Raw genomic sequence first — 21,826 nt, 5'->3', positions numbered from 1 at the left:
GTTGGAAGGGCTGTTCTGCTTGAGAACCTGCGAAACGGCGAAAAATTGCAGCGTTCGGATGAACGGACACACGCGCCTAATCACGCTGCGCTGAACCAAGCCCTGCCTCGCTTCACAGCGCATGGGTCAACACGCGCGCCGTCGTCGGATACCGAGAATGTTTGAATTCAGACTGCGTCAGTTACCGGCCGAATGCCGGCCCCTGCTCAACAAGTTCTATCGGGCTCACCGCAGCCACATGCGCGTTCCGGGCGAAGCACGCTGTTGGGTGGTGAGCCATACCGAAATCGTGGCCGGGTTGTGCCTGACTCGCGTGGATGAGGGCTATTGGTTGACGGGCTTATTCGTCGCGCCTGATCAGCGCAACAAAGGGCTAGCGAAGCGATTGGTGACCGAGGCGGTGGCGGCATGCGACGGGCCTGTCTGGCTATTCTGCGAATCGAGGCTGATAGGTTTTTATGAACAGCTGGGGTTCGAAAAAGGCGCTGTGTTGCCGAGCGCACTGGCGGACCGACTCCAGCGCTATAACAGAAACAAAGCGCTCATAGCGCTATGGCACGACAACAAGAGAACCGTATGCGCTCTACCGTTCTGAATATTGCTACAGCCTGTTTGCTCGATGGAAACGGACGGATCCTGGTGGTCCGCAAACGTGACACACGCATGTTCATGTTACCCGGCGGTAAGCTTGAAAACGCGGAGGCACCCATACAGGCGCTGCAGCGGGAGCTGTTCGAAGAACTAGACCTACGCATTGAAGAATCGCAGCTGCATTCACTGGGGCATTTTCAATCGCGCGCGGCCAATGAGCCGGATCACTGGGTGCAAGCCGATGTATTCATTGGTTATTTGAATGGGAAGGTTCGGGTACAGGCCGAACTCGAAGAAATGATCTGGATAGACATCCACGCGCAACAGCAGGAATACCTTGCACCACTGCTGCGCGAGCAGGTGCTTCCTGCATTGCGTCGATGGCTGAGCACAGACAGGCGTTGAATCAGCTCGAGTGGTTATGGAGAAATGGGGTCGCTTGCGGGAAAGGTCTCTTCCAGCGCTTCGTCCAGCTGATCTTCATCAGCCTCGTCCGGGTGACGCTTGATCGGATCTTCTTCTCCATCCTGTTGCGGTTGGACGGGCTGGTCTTGGTTTTTGCCGTTCATTGCAGACTCCTTGGGTGGTTATTCAAGTTAGGCCACCCAGCCGAGCAGTCGTTCGGCAGATACACGGTTGATCCCTAAAACAATGACGCAAAAAAAAGGGGCGGGGCTTAAGCCCCGCCCACCTCCGTCCCTGCTCCTTTATTCCCACTCATCATCCTGATGAACCACATCCAGCGGTCGATCCTGACCGGCCTCCTGCCGGCTGCGCTTGTCCTTAAGCACGGGGTCGATATTACGGCTTCCAGCGACAACAGCAACTCGGAGAAATGCATGATGGCAGCCCGAGCCATCACTTAAATTTTTAAAAAACCGATATAAAACAAGCGCTCAGCCCAGCTCCAGTTTAACGAAAGCGTATTGGCCGATGGTTCTTAACGGTTTGCTTACACGTCTTGTAAGCGAATGCTTACGCACAGAGGAGCTTCATTGGAAAAAGTTTTAGCTGAGGGTTAACTCTGCCAACGGGCGCAATGCAAACTTGAGAGCCCATAAACAAGAATGCCGGATTGGATTAATAGCGAGGATGAGCGTACCCCCACCGCGTTGGCGGGGGTACAGCAGGCTAACGGAACAGGGATTCGCTGGACAGACCGTTACGCTCGAGGATCTCACGTAACCGCTTGAGTGCCTCGACCTGGATCTGACGGACCCGCTCACGGGTGAGGCCGATTTCCTGGCCGACCTCCTCCAGCGTGCAGCTCTCATGACCACGGAGACCGAAGCGCCGTATAACGACTTCACGCTGCTTCTCGGTCAGGTCTGACAGCCATTGGTCGATGCTTTCTGACAGATCGTCATCCAACAACAGATCGCAAGGATCGCTAGGACGGTCATCGGTCAGGGTATCGAGCAGTGTTTTATCAGTATCTGGCCCAAGGGACACGTCTACCGAGGTGACGCGTTCGTTAAGACCCAGCATCCGCTTGACCTCGGCAACCGGCTTCTCGAGCAGATTGGCGATTTCTTCCGGACTTGGTTCATGGTCCAGCTTTTGGGTCAGTTCGCGAGCAGCGCGCAGATAGACATTCAGCTCTTTGACCACATGAATCGGCAAACGAATAGTGCGGGTCTGATTCATGATCGCCCGCTCAATGGTCTGCCTGATCCACCAGGTCGCATAGGTGGAAAAGCGGAAGCCACGCTCAGGATCGAACTTCTCAACCGCTCGGATCAGTCCCAAATTGCCCTCTTCGACCAGATCCAGAAGAGACAGACCTCGATTGACGTAGCGGCGCGCGATTTTCACCACCAGTCGCAAGTTGCTTTCAATCATGCGCTTCCGCCCCGCCGGATCGCCTTTTTGTGCAAGGCGCGCAAAGTGCACTTCCTGTTCGGGAGTCAGCAGTGGGGAAAAACCGATTTCGTTGAGGTAGAGCTGAGTGGCGTCGAGCGCCCGGGTGTAGTCAACAAACTTGTGTTGCTTGACCGTTGCGGCCTTGGGCTTGGTGCCAGCTGAACCAGCGCGCGGGATCTTGGTGACTGCATCCAGGTCCGCGGTCGGTTCCATCAGTAGAACGGCATCGTCTACGTCAAACTCCGGCACTTCTTTTTTGAGAGCCATTATTGTTTTCCTGTTCTGAGTTCGACAACAGGCTCGGGCAACACACGTCCCTGGTATCGCTCAAGCCCCTCCTAGTGCCGGAACAGGTAGTAGCAAATCAGCGCTTTGGCAGGTATTGCAACGGATCTACAGGTTTACCTTGGCGGCGAATCTCAAAGTGCAGCTTCACCCGGTCGGTTCCAGTCGATCCCATCTCGGCAATGGTCTGCCCAGCTTTGACTTGTTGCCCCTCCTGAACCAGCAGCCTGCGGTTGTGACCGTAGGCACTTACATAGGTATCGCTGTGCTTGATGATCACAAGTTCGCCGTAACCCCGTAAACCACTGCCGGCGTACACAACAGCCCCATCAGAAGCAGCTAAAACAGGCTGTCCTAATTCCCCCGCGATATCAATTCCTTTATTCAAACTGCCGTTTGAGGAAAATCGTCCGATCACAGCGCCGCCTGCGGGCCACGCCCAGCCGCTTGCAGAGCGTGCCACGGGCTTAATCGGGGTGCTCGCCGCCGCTGGCTTGGAGGGCGATGCGCTGGGGCGTGTGAGCGGAGGAGGAATCGGTACGGGGTTCGTCACGACTGTTGGCGTGCTGGGTCGCGTGGCTGTTGGAGGGACAGCCGGACGGGCGGCAACAGTCCGTGGCGCCTGCCCGCTGAAACGAATCGTTTGGCCTGGATAGATCACGTGTGGTGGTCGGATATTGTTGACCCGAGCCAGGTCACGCCAATCCCACCCAAAACGAAACGCGATTGACCAAAGCGTATCGCCACGGCGAACAACATAGTGCCCACTGGTAACACGGTCCCGATTATTGCGATCGACCACGCTGACGCCGCCGGATGGCGAACCTGCGCAGCCGGCGAGTAACGTGCCAGCCACTATCGCGGCAAGTGCGCAACGGAATGAAGAACTGCGTATCCACCGCATGCTGGCTGTGAGCTTCAATGCTCGCTCCCTAAGATCAACAAGTCGGTTCAAACGCTCTGCGGGGCTGGCTGATGGCGGCCGGCGAACCACTCCAGCCCAAGCACCAACCCGATGCCTGCCGCTGCGAGAAGAATGGCTAAGAGCAGCTGCGGGTCCAGCCCGGTGAGATCACCATACGCGCTTGGAGACAGGTTCTGCTCCAGCAGCGGCACACGCTCGCCGTGTGAATTGGTGCGCCAGGTGAGCGTCTCTTTCCATGGCCAGACCTTGTTCAGAGAGCCGAGCATCAGCCCCGTGAGGAACGCCAACGTCAAGTCGCGCCATCGACGTAATACCCAGCCCAGGACGCGGGCGAAGCTCAGCAGCCCAACCAGACACCCGGCGGCAAAGGTCATCATCACGCCGAGGTCCAGTGCCTTGACCGCGCCAAGGATGATGGGATAAAGGCCGAGCAGAACCAGAATGAAACTGCCGGAGATCCCGGGAAGAATCATTGCGCAGATCGCGATAGCGCCGGCAAAGAACAGGCTGACGCTACTCGTGCTCCACTGCACGGGCGCCGCCACGGTTATCCAATAAGCGAAGGTGATTCCCAGGCAAAGGCTGACTAGCCGCGACAGCGTGCGCCTCTGAATCTCCTTGCCGATCAGATGTACCGACACCAGGATCAAACCAAAGAAGAAGGACCAGACCGGGATCGGGTGTGCTTCCAGGAGGTAGGTGATCAATTTCGCCAGACTGAGAATACTGGTCAGGATGCCGGCGAACAGGATCAACAGGAAGGTTGCATTGGCTGTGCGCCATGCCTCGGCGAAACGCCCTTTCAACAGCGGAGGAATAGCGTTTGGTACGGCGCCGATAGAGCGCAGAAGCTCGTCGTAAATACCGGTGATGAATGCAACGGTACCACCCGAAACGCCGGGCACCACATCCGCGGCGCCCATGGCCATACCCTTGGCGTACAACAACAACGCGTTTTTCATGCTTCCTTCCGCTGAGATCAAACTACAGGTCCATTGAGCAGCGGCACGAAGCGTACGGTGTCCAGCAAATGGCGGGAAAAACCGTCTTCCTCTCGAACAATCAGCATTAGTTGCTGGACTTCGCCAACCCCGACCGGAATGACCAGCCGCCCGCCGGGAGCCAGTTGATCGAGCAGGGCTTGTGGCACGTCGGCTGCCGCCGCGGTAACGATGATGCCGTTGTAGGGAGCCAATGCAGGCCACCCTTCCCAGCCATCACCCCAGCGAAAGACAACATTGCGCAACTTGAGTTCGACGAGGCGCTCCTTTGCCCTGTCCTGGAGTGCCTGAATACGCTCGACCGAAAAGACCCGTTCGACCAGTTGTGCCAGCACAGCTGTCTGGTATCCAGACCCGGTGCCGATCTCCAGCACCTTGTCCAGAGGGCCATTGGCCAAGAGTAGTTCGCTCATGCGGGCAACCATGAACGGCTGGGAAATAGTCTGGTTATGGCCGATCGGCAGCGCGGTATCTTCATACGCACGGTGTGCCAGTGCTTCATCCACGAAGAGATGGCGCGGCGTTCGCCGGATGACCTCAAGTACGCGGGGGTCAGACAATCCCTCCTCGTACAGGCGCTGAATCAGCCGATCTCGGGTTCGCTGCGAAGTCATGCCCGTCCCGTGACGCAGCAGGTCGTCTTGTCCGCGATGATTCACAGCACCCCCTCCAGCCAGTTATCGAGTCCCTTGAACGCTTCATGGAAGGTCCGATCGAGCTGCAACGGCGTGATCGACACGTAGCCCTGCATCACGGCATGGAAATCGGTTCCCGGCCCGCCGTCTTCGACGTCACCAGCCACCGAAATCCAGTAGCCGTCTTTGCCGCGCGGATTTGCCTGCTTGACCGGCGGCTTGGCCCGGCTGCGGTGGCCAAGCCGGGTCAGTTGGATACCACGGATGTGGTCTAGCGGCAGGTTGGGCACGTTGACACTGAGCACAGTACGCGGCGGCAAATCGAGGGTTTCTTGGTTCTCGATCAGCTTGCGTGCCACATAAGCGGCAGTGGGCAAATTGTCTGGAAGACGGGACACCAGCGAAAACGCGAAGGCGGGTTTGCCGGTGAAGCGACCCTCTATGGCCGCCGCCACGGTCCCTGAATACAGCACATCGTCACCCAGGTTGGCGCCCAGATTGATGCCGGACACCACCATGTCGGGCGTCTCGTCGAGCAACCCGTTGATACCCAGGTGAACGCAATCGGTGGGCGTCCCGTTCACACCGATGAAACCATTCGGCATGGTCGTTGGATGAAGCGGGCGATCCAGGGTCAGCGCGCTGCTAGCGCCGCTCATGTCCTGGATTGGGGCAATTACCTTGCACTCGGCGTAATCCGCCAGCGCGTCATAAAGCGCGGCGAGCCCAGGTGCATACACCCCGTCGTCGTTGGCGATCAGAATACGCATCAAATGTCCGTCTGCCCTGCCAGGCTGACCAGTTCGCGCACCACGGCAGTGGCGAAGCATCCGGTCGGCAGGACGAATTCAAGTTGCAGAATGTCAGGCTCGGGATAATGCCACGACAAGCCGCCGATGGGGAGGCGAAGAATGCGCCGTTCATGCTTCATGCCGGCTTCTGCGAGCCACTTGGCGATTGACGGCTCGGTCTCCGCAATGGCGGTCTCGAGCGCCTGTACATCACCGGTTGCAGGCGAGTCGCCAGCACCCCACATCGGGCCAGTCGGATGCAGATCCAGTGCCTGTAGGCGTGGGTCGCTGCATTCAGCGTCGCCCGCTGGAAAAAAGCTGCGGCTGTCGGTAAACGCCAACAGATCCCCAACCTGTGCCTGATTCCAGCTTTGCCCCGCCACGCGCTCGGCCAAGACTCGATTGAACAGATAGCTGCGTCCCGCCGAGAGTAATCGCGAGCGCACATTACGCTGCGCCGGTAACGCCTGTTGCTCAGCGTATTGCCGTGCGCCGAAGACATTGCTGCCCTCGAAACCGAACCGCTGCGAGCCGAAGTAGTTGGGCACGCCGTGCGTCTTGATTTGCTCGAGGCGCGCCTCGAGCGCAGCCTGGTCTGCGCGTAGCTCGGTCAGGCGCAGCGTGAATCCATTGGCCGAATGCGCACCGCGCTGGAGCTTGCGCTGATGGCGACCCGCACTGAGAATCCTCAGCGTCTCGTCTTCAGCTTTCTCAATTGCTGGATCGGCCTTGCCGGGCAAATGCAGGCTAAACCACTGACGGGTCAGCGCCTGGCGATCCTTCAGGCCGGCATAACTGATGTTGCGTGCCGGTATGCCAGCGGCTCGAGCGATGCGACGAGCCGCTTCCTCGGTGTTGAGATTGCGCTTTTCAACCCAGAGCCACAGGTGCTCTCCATTGCCGGACAGCGGTATGTCCAGCACCTCATCGACTTGGAAGTCTTCGGCAACTGCTTTGAGAACCGCCGTACCGCAAGGTTCGCCGTGCGCCCTTGGACCGAGCAACTGGTCGTCGTTCATGCCTTGACCAACAAGGCGACGGCGTGCGCGGCGATGCCCTCCTCGCGCCCAACGAAGCCAAGCTTTTCGGTGGTGGTGGCTTTGACGTTAACCTGGTCGAGATCGATCTGCAGGTCCTCTGCGATCAGCCCTCGCATCGTCTCGATATGCGGAGCCATCTTCGGCGCTTGCGCGATGATGGTGGCGTCGACATTGCCGACTATCCAGCCTTTGGCCTGCACTTGCTTGAGCACATGCCGCAGCAGCATTCGGCTGTCGGCACCCTTGAACGCGGGATCAGTGTCAGGGAAGTGCTTGCCGATATCACCCAGCGCCGCGGCACCGAGCAAAGCATCGCTCAACGCATGCAGCAGCACGTCGCCGTCCGAATGGGCGAGCAGACCGAACTTGTGTGGAATCTGTACCCCACCGAGGGTGACGAACGCGCCCTCGGCGAAGCGGTGCACGTCATAGCCGTGGCCGATACGCATAGTCTGGATACCCGGGGAAATATCAGCCCGGGATTCTACAGGACCCGGCGTTCGGTTGAAGTGGAAGCGCCTTCCCATGCGCCAAACAATCGATATCGATGATGAGCATCATCGAGCGATTCGATCCTGCATCGTAATTTCCCGATATATAGTTCGCTCCATCGCGATACACCGAAACAGGCGAACCCATGTCCGACGAACTCGATGACATCATCAAGGCGCTCGCTCATCCACTGCGACGGGAAATCCTGCGGTGGCTGAAAGAACCCGAGCGGTATTTTTCCGAGCAGCACCATTCATTGGAAAACGGTGTATGCGCCGGGCAGATCGATCAGCGCACCGGACTGTCGCAGTCGACCGTATCCGCGCATCTGGCCACGCTGCAGCGTGCCGGCTTGATCACCAATCGCAAGGTCGGCCAGTGGCATTTTTTCAAGCGCAATGAATCGGTCATCGAAGCCTTCCTGGCTCGCCTCGACCACGAACTCTGAGCGTCACCGAACCCTTACCGTGTAAAGGAGCAGCATCGCTATGCCTACACTTTTCGACCCCATCAAGATTGGCGAACTGGAGCTGGCCAACCGCATCATCATGGCCCCGCTCACCCGTTGCCGTGCGGAGCCAGGCCGCGTGCCCGGCGACCTGATGGCGGAATATTACAGTCAGCGCGCCGATGCTGGACTGATCATCAGCGAGGCCACCTCGGTTACGCCGATGGGTGTTGGCTACCCGGACACCCCCGGCATCTGGTCCGCTGAACAAATCCAGGGCTGGAAAAAAGTAACCGACGTCGTCCATGCCAAGGGCGGCAAGATCATCCTTCAGCTCTGGCATGTTGGCAGGATTTCCGACCCGATTTACCTCGACGGCCAGCGTCCGGTCGCACCGAGCGCCATCAAGCCCGCCGGTCACGTCAGCTTGGTGCGTCCGATGAAGGACTACGAGACACCGCGCGCACTTGAAACCGCAGAAATCGCCGATATCGTCGAGGCGTACCGCAAGGGTGCCGAGAACGCGCGGGAGGCCGGTTTCGATGGCGTTGAGATCCACGGTGCCAACGGTTATCTGCTTGACCAGTTCCTGCAGGACAGCACCAACCAACGGACCGACCAATACGGCGGCTCGTTGGAAAACCGCGCACGCCTGATGTTGGAAGTAACCGATGCTGCCATCAGCGTCTGGGGCGCCGGCCGCGTGGGCGTGCATCTCGCCCCACGAGCGGATTCCCATGACATGGGAGATTCGAACCGCGCCGAGACCTTTGGCTATGTCGCCAGCGAGTTGGGCAAGCGCGACATCGCCTTTATCTGCACCCGCGAAAAAGCCGGCGAAGACAGCTTAGGCCCACAGCTGAAGCAGATTTTCGGTGGTGTGTACATCGCCAACGAACGCTTCACCAGGGGCCAGGCGAACAGCTGGCTGGCGGAGGGCAAGGCCGATGCCGTCGCCTTCGGCATTCCGTACATCGCCAATCCGGACCTGGTGCAGCGCCTGCGTCAGGATGCGCCGCTCAATGAGCCACGCCCAGAACTCTTCTATGCCAAGGGTGCCGAGGGCTACACCGATTACCCGTCGCTCTAGCTCCTTGCGATGGAAAGGCCCGACCGGGTGACCGGTCGGGCCTTTTTTTGTCCTGATGGCGGGGCCGGACTGTGAGCGGATTCAACCAAGCAAGGTGAAAGCCTCACCGGCGTCGTCACAGTTTCGCAAGCAACGCGCGCCCCAGGGTTCGCAGCTAACCTCAGGACCTGAGCGCCTTCGCATGATGGCGAAGATGGTCATCGATAAACGTGCTGATGAAGTAATAGCTGTGATCGTAGCCCGGCTGAATGCGCAGCGTCAGCGGGTAATCGGCTGCCTTGGCGGCCGCCTCGAGCGCATCAGGCTTAAGCTGATTCGCCAGGAAATCGTCCCGATCACCTTGGTCCACCAGGATCGGCAGTTTCCCTTGCGCCTGAGGAATCAGGGCACAGGCATCCCACTCGCGCCAGCGTGAACGGTCGTCGCCGAGATAGCCGGAGAAAGCCTTTTCGCCCCACGGGCAATCGGCCGGATTGGCGATCGGCGCGAACGCCGACAGTGATTGATAACGACCTGGATTCTTGAGTGCGCAAACCAGCGCTCCGTGTCCGCCCATGGAATGACCGCTGATGCCGCGCCGGTCAGAGACCGGAAAATTCGCCTCGATCAGGGCCGGCAGTTCATCCACTACGTAATCGTACATGCGGTAGTGCTTTGCCCAAGGCTCTTTAGTGGCGTTGAGATAAAAGCCTGCGCCCAAGCCAAAGTCATAGGCAGCATCGGGATCGTCCGGCACGCCTGGTCCGCGAGGGCTGGTATCTGGCGCAACTATGATCAAGCCAAGTTCGGCAGCCAGTCGATGCGCGCCAGCCTTCTGCATGAAATTTTCATCGGTGCAGGTCAGTCCCGACAGCCAATACAGCACCGGCAATTTCTCGCCCTGCTCGGCCTGAGGTGGCAGATACACTGCAAATACCATGTCGCAATTCAAGCTGCTCGAACGATGACGGTAGCGCTTGTGCCAGCCGCCAAAACTCTTCTGGCAGGAAATGTTTTCGAGATTCATAGGCTCTCCACAACCCGCCGCATCGAGCCGCGCCTTAGCACGGCTCGCTACGGCGCGATACCTGATCAATAGTGAATGACGGTTCGAATGCTTTTACCTTCGTGCATCAGGTCAAACGCCTGGTTGATCTCATCCAGCCCCATGTTGTGGGTGATGAAGGTATCCAGCGGAATCTCGCCGGTCTGCGATTTCTTCACGTAGCCGGGCAATTCGGTACGGCCCTTGACACCACCAAAAGCGCTGCCGCGCCAGACGCGGCCAGTCACCAATTGGAATGGGCGGGTGCTGATTTCCTGGCCGGCGCCTGCCACACCAATGATCACCGACTCGCCCCAGCCTTTGTGGGCGCATTCCAGGGCGGCGCGCATCAGCTGAACATTGCCGACGCATTCGAAGGAATAGTCCACGCCGCCGTCAGTCATTTCGACGATGACCTCCTGAATAGGCTTGTCGTGGTCCTTCGGGTTGACGAAGTCAGTGGCGCCCAACTCTTCGGCGATGGCGAACTTGGATGGATTGATATCGATGGCGATGATCCGGCTGGCCTTAGCCATCTTGGCCCCGATAATGGCTGCCAGACCAATGCCGCCCAAGCCGAAGATTGCCACGGTGGCGCCCTCTTCCACCTTGGCGGTATTGAGCACGGCACCGATACCGGTCGTGACGCCACAGCCTAGCAAGCAGACCTTATCGAGGGGCGCTTCTTTGGGAATCTTAGCGACCGACACCTCCGGCAATACGGTGTATTCGGAGAATGTCGACGTGCCCATGTAGTGGTAGATGGGCTCGCCGTTATAGGAAAATCGCGTCGTGCCATCCGGCATCAGACCCTTCCCCTGCGTCGCGCGTACCGAGCTGCAGAGGTTGGTCTTGCCCGATTTGCAGAATTTGCACTGCCGACATTCAGCCGTGTACAGCGGGATTACATGATCACCGACGGCTACCGAGGTCACACCCTCGCCTACGGCCTCGACGATGCCACCGCCCTCGTGGCCCAGAATGCACGGAAACACGCCTTCAGAGTCTTCGCCAGACAGCGTATAGGCATCGGTATGGCAGACACCTGTGGCGACAATGCGCACCAACACTTCTCCGGCTCTGGGCGGCTCGACGTCCACTTCAACAACTTGCAAAGGCTGGTTTGGGGCAAAGGCGACTGCCGCGCGGGATTTAATCGTCATGGGGCTCTACTCGCGATGGATGTGCAGCGCAGTGTAGTTTGCGACGCCCTCAGGGTTAATGAGCCAACCATGGAAACATTGTTGCCCCACAGGGATAATCCGAGGCTGCCGCCGTCAATCCATGTAAAGGCCTGAACATGATGAATCGCTGGGAAGGGCTCGATGAATTCGTCGCTGTGGCCGAATGCGGTAGTTTCATGCGCGCTGCCGAACAGCTGCGCGTCTCGTCTTCGCATGTCAGTCGGCAGGTCGCCCGCCTCGAAGAACGTTTGCAGGCGCGCCTGCTCTACCGCACAACGCGGAGGGTGTCGCTGACCGAAGCCGGGCAAACCTTTCTGGCGCGCTGCCAGCGGCTCATCGAAGAGCGCGACGAGGCCTTCCATGCCATCAGTGATTTGCACGCCGCGCCAACCGGGCTGCTGCGCATGACCGCAGCAGTCGCCTACGGGGAGCGCTTCATCGTACCGCTGGTGAACGAGTTCATGGCGCAACACCCACAGTTGCGCGTCGAGATCGAGCTGTCGAACCGCACGCTGGATTTGGTCCAAGAGGGCTATGACTTGGCAATACGCCTGGGCCGACTCAGCGAGTCGCGCCTTGTGGCGATGCGCATCGCGCCACGCGCCATGTACCTCTGCGCGGCGCCGGCCTACCTGGAGCGCTATGGGCGTCCGCACACGCTGTCGGAACTCGCGAGGCATAACTGCCTGGTGGGGACGGGAGACACCTGGATGCTTCAGGTCGAGGGTCGCGAGCATCCTTTCAAACCGACCGGCAACTGGCGATGCAACAGCGGCCAGGCGGTGCTTGATGCCGCGCTTCGGGGGTTCGGGCTCTGTCAGCTACCGGACTACTACGTCCAGGAGCCACTGCGCCGCGGCGAGCTGGTATCACTGCTGGAAACCAACCAGCCCCCAAACACGGCGGTCTGGGCCGTCTATCCCCAGCGCCGCTATCCGCTGCCGAAGGTCCGCCTGCTGATACAGGCACTCAAAGAGGGTCTCGCGCTGCGCCCGGAATATCGCACCAATAACCAATCTGCGCCGCGCGTCTGACGGGCCGTTGCAGGCGGAACCCGTGCAACCAGGCTACGTCGATATTCGTGTAGCCGGTGCCCTTGCTTAATGCCTGGAGCTACCCGGCGATTTAATCAGGAGGACATCATGCAGATTCTGGTGAACAGCAATCACAGCGTCGACGTGACCAGTAGCCTGGAGGAGCACGTTAAAGCCACCGTGGAGAGCGAACTGGAACGTTTCGATGATCAGCTGACCCGGGTCGAAGTTCATCTCAACGACGAAAACAGCGGAAAGAGCGGGCCTCAAGACAAGCGTTGCCAGATGGAGGCTCGCGTCAAAGGTCACGAGCCTATCTCGACAAGCCACAAGGCAGACTCAATGACGCTGGCGATCGACGGCGCCGCCGAGAAGCTCAACCATGCGTTGGCGCATGCGCTGGATAAACTCAATCATCATTGATCGCGACCCGCCTGCGACCTACTGAACCAGGCCGTCCACATACGAGGGATCGAAATCTAATCAGAGAGAGGCCGTGCATGAACAAATTGCTCGATCGTGAAACCATGACCCAGTTGCTGGCAAAACGCGAAGCCCCTTGCCTGTCGCTTTACCAGCCCACTCATCGCAGCTTCCCCGAGCGCCAACAGGACCCCATCCGGTTCAAACATCTCGTTAAACAGCTCGAGGACTCACTCAAGCAGCAAGGCCGCGGCGATCAAGCCAAAACCCTACTCAAGCCGTTCTACGCGCTGATCGACGATGTCGATTTCTGGAACTTCAACCGTGACGGGCTTGCCGTGTTTAGCGCCTCTGACTATTTCGAAATCTTTCGCCTGCAACGCACCGTCCCGGAACTGGCTGTTGCCAACGACCGGATGCACCTCAAGCCATTGCTGCGCATTGCCCAATCGGCCGACCGTTATCAGATACTTGCGATCACCCTGGATGCGGTGCGCCTGTTCGAAGGCAACCGTGACGGTGTCGACGAAGTGCAACTGGCTGATGGCGTTCCAAAGACCGTAGAGGAAGCACTCGGCCGTGAGCTGACGGAAAAGGGCCAGACCGGTTTCCCTCAAGGCTATAGCCGAGCCAGCGAGCGCGGCGATCCGATGCAGGTTGAGAGCGGCGGTGCGGGCCGCCAGAATGAAATTGACAGGGATCGCGAGCGCTTCTTCCGGGAAGTTGACCGGGCCATTCTCGAGCATCACAGCCGTAAATCTCGACTGCCCTTGATCCTCGCAGCGCTTCCAGAGCACCAGTTCCATTTCCGCAAGCTGAGCCACAACGAGTTCCTGCTTCCTGAGGGCATCGAGAGCGACGCGTCGCTGCTGAGCCACGACGAGTTACGCGAAAAAAGCTGGATGGTGATGCAGCCGCGCTACATCAAGCGTCTCGAAGGTTTCATCAACCAGTACGGTGAGTCGCGTGGGCAGGGCCTGGCCACTGACCAGCTCGAGCAGATCGGACAGGCCACGATCGAAGGGCGGGTCGCGACCTTGCTGGTGGAAGCTGAACGCCAGATACCGGGCGTAGCTGACAAGCAGCAGGGTAAGGCGGTCGCCGTGAATGACGATTCGGCGACAACACCTGACCTACTTGATGAGCTAACCATATGGACACTGGAGCAAGGCGGTGAAGTGATCTCAGTGCCTACTGAGCGCATGCCGACCCAGAGCGGTGCCGCTGCGATTTATCGCTATTAACCGCTCCACACGATGACTGGACGGCTGAAGGCCTGGCCCTTCGGTCGTCCAGCAGGACGGCTCGGCGCTCGCTATTGGGTGTTCCAGCGCTGGGCCAACCATTCCAGGTCTTCCGGCCGCGTCACCTTGATGTTGTCTGCTCGCCCCTCGATCAATCGAGGGCTCTGCCCTGCCCATTCCAAGGCGGAGGCCTCATCGGTAATCGCGACGCCATTTGCGAGCGCCCCAACGAGCGCATCGCTAAGCACCCCGAGGCGGAACATCTGCGGGGTGAATGCCTGCCATATCACACTGCGATCGACCGTTTCTTCAACTCGGCCCTCGGGCCCTGCGCGTTTGAGCGTATCCCGTGCAGGGACGGCGAGCAGTCCACCGACCGGATCGTTGACCAGCTGAGCGAATAGGTTATCGAGGTCTTCGCGGGCAAGATTGGGTCGCGCCGCGTCATGAACCAGCACCCAGTCCTCATCCTTCGCACCTAGCTGGGACAGGCAGCGAAGTCCAGCGAGCACTGAGTCGGCACGCTCGGCACCGCCGTCGGCGCGGTGAATGCGGGCGTCGCCAGCACAACGCAACCCAGCCCAGTACGGGTCCCGTGTGGCCAGGCTAACGACAATTCCGTTGAGGTCAGGGTGATCGAGAAAGCAGTCAAGGGTATGTTCGATGATCGTCTTGCCAGCGAGACCCAGGTACTGCTTGGGTCGGTCGGCTCGCATGCGGCTGCCAACACCCGCAGCCGGGATGACCACCCAGAATGAAGGAGGCATGGATCTACTCGGCCAACTGATAGAGGGTTTCGCCCTCTTTAACCATCCCAAGCTCGTGACGCGCACGCTCCTCGACGGTTTCCATACCCTGCTTAAGCTCCATGACTTCGGCTTCGAGAATACGATTTCTCTCCAGCAAGCGCTGGTTCTCGCCCTGCTGTTCGGCAATCTGCTGATTTAATCCGCTGACCTGAGCCAGGCTGCCCTCGCCCACCCAGAGTCGATACTGCAGGCCGGTAAGCAACAGAATCAATACAACGAACAACCAATGGGGACTACGCATGGACGGCATGGAACGGCTTCGATTGAATTCCAGGAACGGTAAATGGGCGGCGGTCAACGGCATCCTACAACAACCTTCTGCAGAGCAATCGGCGCTTCACGGGCGACCTTAGCAGCACCGATAGGCAACCACAAAAAAGGGCGACTAACGCCGCCCTTTTCTAGCATGCCCCAGCTTTTCTAGCGATAGCCAGATCAGCCGCGGAACTCGGCACGACCCTTGTAGACTGCTTTACCGCCAAGCTGCTCTTCGATACGCAGCAGCTGGTTGTACTTGGACACGCGATCAGAGCGGCAGAGTGAGCCGGTTTTGATCTGGCCTGCAGCGGTACCAACCGCCAGGTCGGCAATGGTGCTGTCCTCGGTTTCACCGGATCGATGCGAAATCACCGCGGTGTAACCAGCCGCCTTGGCCATCTGAATGGCTTCAAGCGTCTCAGTCAGCGAACCGATCTGGTTGAACTTGATCAGGATCGAGTTACCGATGCCTTTCTCGATGCCTTCCTTGAGAATCTTGGTGTTGGTCACGAACAGATCGTCACCCACCAGCTGAACCTTCTTGCCAATCTTGTCGGTCAGCACCTTCCAACCGTCCCAGTCGGACTCGTCCATACCGTCTTCAATGGAGATGATCGGATAGCGGTCGGCCAAACCCGCCAGGTAATTGGCGAAACCGGCGGCATCGAACACTTTGCCTTCACCCGCCAGGTCATACTTGCCGTTCTCGAAGAACTCGCTCGAGGCGCAATCGAGTGCGAGCGTGACGTCGTCACCAAGCGTATAGCCGGCGTTGGCCACCGCTTCTGCGATAGCAGCCAGGGCATCTTCGTTGGAGGCCAGGTTCGGCGCGAAACCGCCTTCGTCACCCACCGACGTGCTCAGACCACGAGCCTTTAGCACTGCTTTGAGGTGATGGAAGATTTCGGCACCCATGCGCAGGGCATCAGCAAAGGTCTTGGCGCCGACCGGCTGAACCATAAATTCCTGGATATCAACGTTATTGTCGGCGTGCTCGCCGCCGTTGATGATGTTCATCATCGGTACGGGCATCGAGTACTGGCCAGGCGTCCCATTAAGATTGGCGATGTGCGCGTACAGCGGCAGATCCTGATCCTGAGCAGCGGCCTTGGCAGCGGCGAGGGATACCGCGAGAATCGCGTTAGCGCCCAGCGACGCCTTGTTCTCGGTGCCATCCAGCTCAATCATGGCTCGGTCTAGGGCCTTCTGATCCAGCGGATCCTTGCCCATCAGCAGGTCGCGGATCGGGCCATTGATGTTACTGACGGCTTTCAGCACACCTTTGCCCATGTAACGGCTCTTGTCGCCATCGCGTAACTCCAGCGCCTCGCGGGAACCGGTAGAAGCTCCAGACGGCGCGCAAGCGCTGCCGACGATACCGTTATCCAGAATAACGTCGGCTTCCACCGTGGGGTTGCCACGGGAGTCGAGAACCTCACGCCCTTTGATGTCGACGATCTTTGCCATTTTTATTAACACTCCGTAGATAGCTTCAACGCATCAAGCCGTTTCGATTGGCGAAAAATTCTTGATCAAATCATCCAGCTGCTTGAGCTGAGTGAGGAAGGGTTCGAGCTTATCCAGACGCAAGGCGCAGGGGCCGTCGCACTTGGCGTTGTCGGGGTCGGGATGCGCTTCGAGGAATAGCCCAGCAAGACCTTGGCTGAGCCCGGCCTTGGCCAGATCCGTCACTTGAGCGCGACGACCGCCAGCCGAATCGGCGCGGCCACCCGGCATCTGCAGCGCATGTGTGACATCGAAGATCACCGGATATTGCATCCGCTTCATGATGTCGAAGCCGAGCATGTCGACGACGAGATTGTTGTAGCCAAAGGACGACCCGCGCTCGCAGAGAATCAGCTGGTCATTACCGGCTTCTTCGCACTTGGCAAGGATATGTTTCATTTCCTGCGGCGCGAGAAACTGCGCCTTCTTGATGTTGATCACAGCACCGGTCTTGGCCATCGCGACGACCAAATCAGTCTGGCGGGACAGGAAAGCCGGCAGCTGGATGATGTCGCAGACCTCCGCCACAGGCTGTGCCTGGTGAGGCTCGTGAACGTCGGTGATCACGGGCACACCGAACGTTGTTTTTACCTCTTCGAAAATACGCATTCCCTCTTCCAGCCCTGGCCCGCGGAAGGAGTTGATCGAAGAGCGATTGGCCTTATCGAAACTGGCCTTGAAAACGTAGGGAATGCCGAGTTTCTCGGTCACTTTCACATAGGTTTCGCAGATCTGCAGCGCGAGGTCTCGGGATTCCAGAACGTTCATGCCGCCGAACAACACAAACGGCTTGTCATTGGCGATTTCGATTTTGCCAACGCGGATAGTCTTCTGGTTCATGCCTTGCCCGCCTTGTAATCCAGCGCTGCCTTGACGAAGCCGCTGAATAGCGGATGGCCGTCGCGCGGCGTAGAGGTGAATTCTGGGTGGAACTGGCACGCCACGAACCACGGATGATCCGGCGCCTCGACCACTTCGACCAGTGCACCGTCACCAGAGCGCCCAGTGATTTTCAGCCCAGCGGCCTGCAGTTGCGGTAACAGGTTGTTGTTTACTTCGTAGCGGTGGCGGTGGCGCTCGACGATGCGCTCCTTACCGTAGCAGGCGAACACATTGGAGCCCGCCTCGAGGCCACACTCCTGCGCGCCAAGGCGCATGGTGCCGCCAAGGTCTGATGCATCGGTGCGAGTTTCCACGGTACCGGCGGCATCAGCCCACTCGGTAATGAGGCCAACAACCGGGTGGGTGCTGTCCTTGTCGAATTCGGTGGAGTTGGCGTCGGTCCAGCCCAGCACATCACGGGCGAATTCGATCACCGCGACCTGCATGCCGAGGCAGATACCCAGATACGGGATCTTGTTTTCGCGGGCATATTTCACTGTGGCAATCTTGCCTTCCACGCCGCGCAGGCCGAATCCACCAGGAACCAGAATCGCGTCCATGCCTTCCAGAAGGCTGGTGCCCTGGTTTTCGATGTCTTCGGAGTCGATATAGCGAAGGTTCACTTTGGTACGGCTCTGGATGCCAGCGTGGCTCATTGCCTCGATCAGAGATTTGTAAGCGTCCAGAAGTTCCATGTACTTGCCGACCATGGCAATGGTGACTTCTTTTTCGGGGTTCAGCTTGGCATCAACGACGCGATCCCACTCCGACAGATCAGCACCGCCGCACTCCAGACCAAAGCGTTCGACAACGAAGTCGTCCAGGCCCTGAGCGTGCAGGACCCCGGGAATCTTGTAGATGGTGTCAACGTCTTCCAGGCTGATTACCGCACGCTCTTCGACGTTGGTGAACAACGCAATCTTACGGCGCGAAGAGACGTCGATCGGGTGATCGGAACGGCACACCAGCACGTCCGGCTGCAGACCGATGGAGCGCAGCTCCTTGACCGAGTGCTGGGTCGGCTTGGTCTTGGTTTCCCCAGCAGTGGCGATGTAAGGCACCAGGGTCAAGTGCATGAGCATCGCGCGCTTGGCGCCGACCTCGACACGCAACTGACGAATCGCCTCGAGGAACGGCTGCGACTCGATATCGCCGACCGTTCCGCCGACTTCCACCAGCGCTACGTCAGCATCACCAGCACCCTTGATGATGCGGCGCTTGATCTCGTCAGTGATATGGGGGATGACCTGAATGGTCGCGCCCAGGTAATCACCACGGCGCTCCCGGCGAAGCACGTCTTCGTAAACGCGGCCGGTGGTGAAGTTGTTGCTCTTGGTCATTGTCGTGCGGATGAACCGCTCGTAGTGACCCAGGTCGAGATCGGTCTCGGCGCCGTCGTGGGTGACGAACACTTCACCGTGCTGAAACGGGCTCATGGTGCCTGGATCGACGTTGATATAAGGGTCCAGCTTGAGCATCGTGACCTTCAGGCCCCGCGCCTCCAGGATGGCCGCCAATGAAGCCGAGGCGATGCCTTTCCCCAATGAAGAAACAACACCACCCGTGACGAAGATGTAGCGCGTCATGAAAAACCCTAGAAGTCTGCGTTAAGCGGCTAGCGCCGCCGGGGGAAAGCGAAGGTGCCACTGCGCCAATGGCGGCAATAGCGCAACTGCCACGGTTTTCGAAGAAAGCCGCAGAAGCTGTATTGGGACGGGAGCGTAGTCTACTTGAAAGACCCCACTAGCTCAAACCTGGTATCGGCCGGCGGCGTCCAGATCAGCGACATCTCTTCGACGTCAAACTGCGGTAGATTCGCCACCGCGATGAGCTCGCCATCACGGTAAAGCAAGGGCAAACGGGAACGGACGAAGCCTGGCACACCGGCTTCGTTGAGCAGCCGTTTAAGGTCCCGCCGACCGCGCCCCGGTAATGTCAGTGACTCTCCGCCTTGCCGATACCGCACCTGAAACGCACCTGCACCACCCTGCCCCTTCAGCTGGAGCCTGCCATTTCCTGGGAGCTGCAGGTCGCGATCAGGTTGCAACCAATCGATTGCCTCGCTCGGGGCCGCCAACCATGGCCCGGAAAGCCACCAGATACGCTCAGCCCCCCGACGCACCTCACCACTAGCCAACCGCCAGACAGGCGCGGCACCTGAAGCGGCATCACGTAACGCGTCCCAGCCGGCCCAATGGTCGCTGTCAGGCAACGCTGTGAGATCTGCCAACCAATGTCTCAGGGCATTACGCTGACGAGCCGGACTGAGCGCCTTCAACGAGTTCAGCGAGAGGTTCGGCATCGCGAGCCATGGATAACGCCCGCTTACGTTCGCTTGGCTAAGATCAATCTCGGCTAAGTCGTTCAGCAATTGCTGCGCCTCGCTCAGATGCGTAGCGGCGCGCGCCATGTTGCCCGACGCGTTCGGCCAACGCTCCAGCAGTACCGGCATAACTCGGCGACGAATGTAGTTCCTCGCATAGTCAGTGCACTGGTTGCTGGGGTCTTCAATCCAGATCAGCCCCCGCTCGCATGCGTAGCCCTCGAGCTCGTCTCGACCGACGTTCAGCAGCGGCCTAACCAACCTCCCCTCGCCCAGCGCGCGCATTGCAGGCATGCCGGCAAGTCCGCGCACGCCCGCGCCGCGTAGCAGGCGAAATAGCAACGTTTCAGCCTGGTCGTCACGATGCTGCGCGGTGAGTAGCACGTCGGCCGTGCTCAAATGTTCGTTGAATGCTGCATACCGTGCCTCTCGGGCAGCGCGCTCGGGGCTCGGCCCAGAATCGACCCGAACATGCACAACCTGTAGCGCTATGCCCAACCCGTCGCATACAGAACGACAATGGGCGGGCCAGCCATCGGCGACAGGCTGCAACCCATGATGGACATGGATTGCGCTGATAGTGGGCAATGTTTCCTGCGTCGATAGCCGTGCTAACAGATGCAGCAGCACCGTCGAGTCGAGCCCTCCGGAGAACCCCACACACCAGCGCGGCGCGGTACGCCAGGGCTGCAATTCGACCAGCAGGCGAGACTCGAGTGACATGGATGACAACTCACAAACACGAGGGTCAGCATAAACCGGTACGCGACCGAATATCGCGTAGGCATCAGTTTGCTGATGCGCTGGATGCGGGTCTAGTACAGACAAAAAAAACGGCGGGAAAACCCACCGTTTATTGTAGCTCTACCGATGTTCTATCAGGCGATGCCGTAGCTCATCAGGCGCTCATAGCGCCGCGTGAGCAAGGCTTCGGTATCGAGCCCTTTGAGCATGTCGAGCTGAGCAGTCAGTTCTTCGCGCAAGGACGCCGCCGTCACCGTCGGGTTGCGATGGGCGCCACCCAGCGGCTCGGAGATCACTTTGTCCACAATGCCCAGATCTTTCAGCCGCTCAGCCGTCACGCCCATGGCCTCAGCGGCTTCCGGAGCCTTGTCTGCCGTACGCCAGAGAATCGAGGCACAGCCTTCAGGTGAGATCACGGCATAGGTGGAATATTGGAGCATGTTCAACTGATCGCAGACTCCAATAGCGAGCGCTCCGCCTGAACCGCCTTCACCGATTACCGTGGCGATGATTGGCGTCTTCAAACGTGCCATGACTCGCAGGTTCCAAGCGATAGCTTCGCTCTGGTTGCGTTCTTCAGCGTCAATCCCCGGATAGGCGCCCGGGGTGTCGATGAAGGTCAGGATCGGCATCTTGAATCGCTCGGCCATTTCCATCAGACGGCACGCCTTGCGGTAGCCTTCAGGGCGGGGCATGCCAAAGTTGCGGCGAACCTTCTCGCGCACTTCACGCCCTTTTTGATGACCGATGATCATCACTGGCTCACCGTTCAGGCGAGCCGTGCCTCCAACGATCGCGGCGTCATCGGAGAAGTGGCGGTCACCGTGCAGCTCTTCGAACTCAGTGAAGAGGTGGCTGATGTAATCCAACGTATATGGCCGCTGTGGATGGCGGGCCAGACGAGCGATCTGCCAGCTGGTGAGGTTGCCGAAGATGCTCTCGGTGAGCGACTCGCTCTTGTCCTGCAGGCGAGCAATCTCATCGCCAATGTTCAGCGAGTTGTCGTTACCAACCAGGCGCAATTCTTCGATCTTGGCTTGCAGGTCGGCTATCGGCTGTTCGAAATCGAGAAAATTCGGGTTCATAGGCATCCGTCATGCGTCGACGGCCAGGCGGCCGGGAGCTGTTCCGTTTTTTTGCGCCCTACCTTACGGGACGGGCGCATTCAGGTCGAACAAAATGTTCGCAATCACGGCCCGATCCAAGATCGGGACGGTTCAGGACGCGATTGGAT

The 21,826-nt window shown here is 59.1% G+C and carries 23 protein-coding genes and 1 pseudogene; 7 read left to right on the top strand and 17 right to left on the bottom strand.

From position 1 onward, the window contains the following. The first annotated feature begins 157 nt into the window (after positions 1-157). Both K4O48_RS06490 and K4O48_RS06485 read left to right on the top strand, forming a co-directional pair. On the top strand, positions 158-595 hold the full coding sequence (locus K4O48_RS06490) for a GNAT family N-acetyltransferase (RefSeq protein WP_222911238.1): 438 nt from the start codon (positions 158-160) through the stop codon (positions 593-595). Continuing rightward, complete coding sequence (locus K4O48_RS06485) at positions 577-996, top strand: NUDIX hydrolase (protein WP_222911237.1); 420 nt, start codon at positions 577-579, stop codon at positions 994-996. Before K4O48_RS06490 ends, K4O48_RS06485 begins: the two co-directional genes overlap by 19 nt. Positions 997-1,010: 14 nt before the next feature. On the opposite strand, the gene K4O48_RS06480 is transcribed toward K4O48_RS06485, so the two are convergent. The 8 genes from K4O48_RS06480 to ispF all read right to left on the bottom strand — a co-directional run bounded on the left by K4O48_RS06480 (position 1,011) and on the right by ispF (position 7,580). Next, positions 1,011-1,160: a hypothetical protein gene (locus tag K4O48_RS06480; RefSeq protein ID WP_222911236.1), complete on the bottom strand. Its 150-nt coding sequence runs from the start codon at positions 1,158-1,160 to the stop codon at positions 1,011-1,013. Between the two features lie 562 nt (positions 1,161-1,722). Continuing rightward, positions 1,723-2,721, bottom strand: a complete 999-nt coding sequence (gene rpoS / locus K4O48_RS06475; RefSeq protein WP_222911235.1) for an RNA polymerase sigma factor RpoS — start codon at positions 2,719-2,721, stop codon at positions 1,723-1,725. 97 nt (positions 2,722-2,818) lie between these two features. Continuing rightward, positions 2,819-3,643 (bottom strand): peptidoglycan DD-metalloendopeptidase family protein, encoded by an 825-nt coding sequence (locus K4O48_RS06470; protein WP_222912013.1) that lies wholly within the window; start codon positions 3,641-3,643, stop codon positions 2,819-2,821. A 47-nt stretch (positions 3,644-3,690) separates the two neighbouring features. After that, a complete protein-coding gene (locus K4O48_RS06465; protein ID WP_222911234.1) occupies positions 3,691-4,626 on the bottom strand; it encodes a DUF368 domain-containing protein in 936 nt (311 codons plus the stop codon). 17 nt (positions 4,627-4,643) lie between these two features. Continuing rightward, the gene (locus K4O48_RS06460) at positions 4,644-5,279 is read right to left on the bottom strand and encodes a protein-L-isoaspartate(D-aspartate) O-methyltransferase (protein WP_222912012.1); all 636 of its coding nucleotides are present in this window, start codon (positions 5,277-5,279) and stop codon (positions 4,644-4,646) included. Positions 5,280-5,320: 41 nt separating this feature from the next. Continuing rightward, positions 5,321-6,070, bottom strand: a complete 750-nt coding sequence (gene surE / locus K4O48_RS06455; RefSeq protein ID WP_222911233.1) for a 5'/3'-nucleotidase SurE — start codon at positions 6,068-6,070, stop codon at positions 5,321-5,323. Next, positions 6,070-7,110 carry a tRNA pseudouridine(13) synthase TruD gene (gene truD, locus K4O48_RS06450; RefSeq protein ID WP_222911232.1) on the bottom strand — a complete coding sequence of 347 codons (1,041 nt, stop codon included), beginning with the start codon at positions 7,108-7,110 and terminating at the stop codon, positions 6,070-6,072. The genes surE and truD overlap by 1 nt, the downstream gene beginning before the upstream one ends. Further along, positions 7,107-7,580: a 2-C-methyl-D-erythritol 2,4-cyclodiphosphate synthase gene (ispF, locus tag K4O48_RS06445; protein ID WP_222911231.1), complete on the bottom strand. Its 474-nt coding sequence runs from the start codon at positions 7,578-7,580 to the stop codon at positions 7,107-7,109. Before ispF ends, truD begins: the two co-directional genes overlap by 4 nt. A gap of 188 nt (positions 7,581-7,768) precedes the next feature. Here ispF and K4O48_RS06440 point away from each other — a divergent pair, with 188 nt between their 5' ends. Both K4O48_RS06440 and K4O48_RS06435 read left to right on the top strand, forming a co-directional pair. Next, the gene (locus tag K4O48_RS06440) at positions 7,769-8,071 is read left to right on the top strand and encodes an ArsR/SmtB family transcription factor (protein WP_222911230.1); all 303 of its coding nucleotides are present in this window, start codon (positions 7,769-7,771) and stop codon (positions 8,069-8,071) included. Between the two features lie 40 nt (positions 8,072-8,111). Next, on the top strand, positions 8,112-9,161 hold the full coding sequence (locus K4O48_RS06435) for an alkene reductase (protein WP_222911229.1): 1,050 nt from the start codon (positions 8,112-8,114) through the stop codon (positions 9,159-9,161). Positions 9,162-9,321: 160 nt separating this feature from the next. Here K4O48_RS06435 and fghA read toward each other — a convergent pair whose 3' ends face one another. Together fghA and K4O48_RS06425 are read right to left on the bottom strand one after the other, a co-directional pair. Next, the gene (gene fghA, locus K4O48_RS06430; RefSeq protein ID WP_222911228.1) at positions 9,322-10,167 is read right to left on the bottom strand and encodes an S-formylglutathione hydrolase; all 846 of its coding nucleotides are present in this window, start codon (positions 10,165-10,167) and stop codon (positions 9,322-9,324) included. Between the two features lie 65 nt (positions 10,168-10,232). Further along, positions 10,233-11,348 carry an S-(hydroxymethyl)glutathione dehydrogenase/class III alcohol dehydrogenase gene (locus tag K4O48_RS06425; RefSeq protein ID WP_222911227.1) on the bottom strand — a complete coding sequence of 372 codons (1,116 nt, stop codon included), beginning with the start codon at positions 11,346-11,348 and terminating at the stop codon, positions 10,233-10,235. Positions 11,349-11,488: 140 nt separating this feature from the next. Here K4O48_RS06425 and K4O48_RS06420 point away from each other — a divergent pair, with 140 nt between their 5' ends. The 3 genes and pseudogenes from K4O48_RS06420 (at position 11,489) to K4O48_RS06410 (ending at position 14,070) form a co-directional block, all read left to right on the top strand. Continuing rightward, positions 11,489-12,403: a LysR family transcriptional regulator gene (locus K4O48_RS06420; RefSeq protein ID WP_222912011.1), complete on the top strand. Its 915-nt coding sequence runs from the start codon at positions 11,489-11,491 to the stop codon at positions 12,401-12,403. A gap of 108 nt (positions 12,404-12,511) precedes the next feature. Continuing rightward, positions 12,512-12,814: pseudogene (gene hpf, locus K4O48_RS06415) on the top strand (ribosome hibernation-promoting factor, HPF/YfiA family); the annotation flags it as partial. Between the two features lie 89 nt (positions 12,815-12,903). Beyond that, positions 12,904-14,070, top strand: a complete 1,167-nt coding sequence (locus K4O48_RS06410) for a hypothetical protein (RefSeq protein ID WP_222911225.1) — start codon at positions 12,904-12,906, stop codon at positions 14,068-14,070. A 71-nt stretch (positions 14,071-14,141) separates the two neighbouring features. On the opposite strand, the gene ispD is transcribed toward K4O48_RS06410, so the two are convergent. From ispD to K4O48_RS06375, 7 genes are all read right to left on the bottom strand, one after another. Next, the gene (ispD, locus tag K4O48_RS06405) at positions 14,142-14,837 is read right to left on the bottom strand and encodes a 2-C-methyl-D-erythritol 4-phosphate cytidylyltransferase (protein WP_222911224.1); all 696 of its coding nucleotides are present in this window, start codon (positions 14,835-14,837) and stop codon (positions 14,142-14,144) included. A 4-nt stretch (positions 14,838-14,841) separates the two neighbouring features. Then, complete coding sequence (gene ftsB, locus K4O48_RS06400; protein WP_222912010.1) at positions 14,842-15,120, bottom strand: cell division protein FtsB; 279 nt, start codon at positions 15,118-15,120, stop codon at positions 14,842-14,844. Between the two features lie 194 nt (positions 15,121-15,314). Next, complete coding sequence (gene eno, locus K4O48_RS06395; RefSeq protein WP_222911223.1) at positions 15,315-16,604, bottom strand: phosphopyruvate hydratase; 1,290 nt, start codon at positions 16,602-16,604, stop codon at positions 15,315-15,317. A 33-nt stretch (positions 16,605-16,637) separates the two neighbouring features. Further along, a complete protein-coding gene (gene kdsA, locus K4O48_RS06390; RefSeq protein WP_222911222.1) occupies positions 16,638-17,483 on the bottom strand; it encodes a 3-deoxy-8-phosphooctulonate synthase in 846 nt (281 codons plus the stop codon). Beyond that, positions 17,480-19,111, bottom strand: a complete 1,632-nt coding sequence (locus tag K4O48_RS06385) for a CTP synthase (protein WP_222911221.1) — start codon at positions 19,109-19,111, stop codon at positions 17,480-17,482. Before K4O48_RS06385 ends, kdsA begins: the two co-directional genes overlap by 4 nt. Positions 19,112-19,251: 140 nt before the next feature. Then, positions 19,252-20,571, bottom strand: coding sequence for a tRNA lysidine(34) synthetase TilS (gene tilS, locus K4O48_RS06380; RefSeq protein ID WP_222911220.1), 1,320 nt, complete (start codon positions 20,569-20,571; stop codon positions 19,252-19,254). A gap of 155 nt (positions 20,572-20,726) precedes the next feature. After that, positions 20,727-21,677, bottom strand: coding sequence for an acetyl-CoA carboxylase carboxyltransferase subunit alpha (locus tag K4O48_RS06375; protein WP_222911219.1), 951 nt, complete (start codon positions 21,675-21,677; stop codon positions 20,727-20,729). Positions 21,678-21,826: the final 149 nt, after the last annotated feature.

Origin of the sequence: Pseudomonas sp. DNDY-54, from assembly GCF_019880365.1 — a bacterium.
GTDB classification, from domain to species: domain Bacteria; phylum Pseudomonadota; class Gammaproteobacteria; order Pseudomonadales; family Pseudomonadaceae; genus Stutzerimonas; species Stutzerimonas stutzeri_P.
This window is presented reverse-complemented; position numbering and strand designations above follow the sequence as displayed.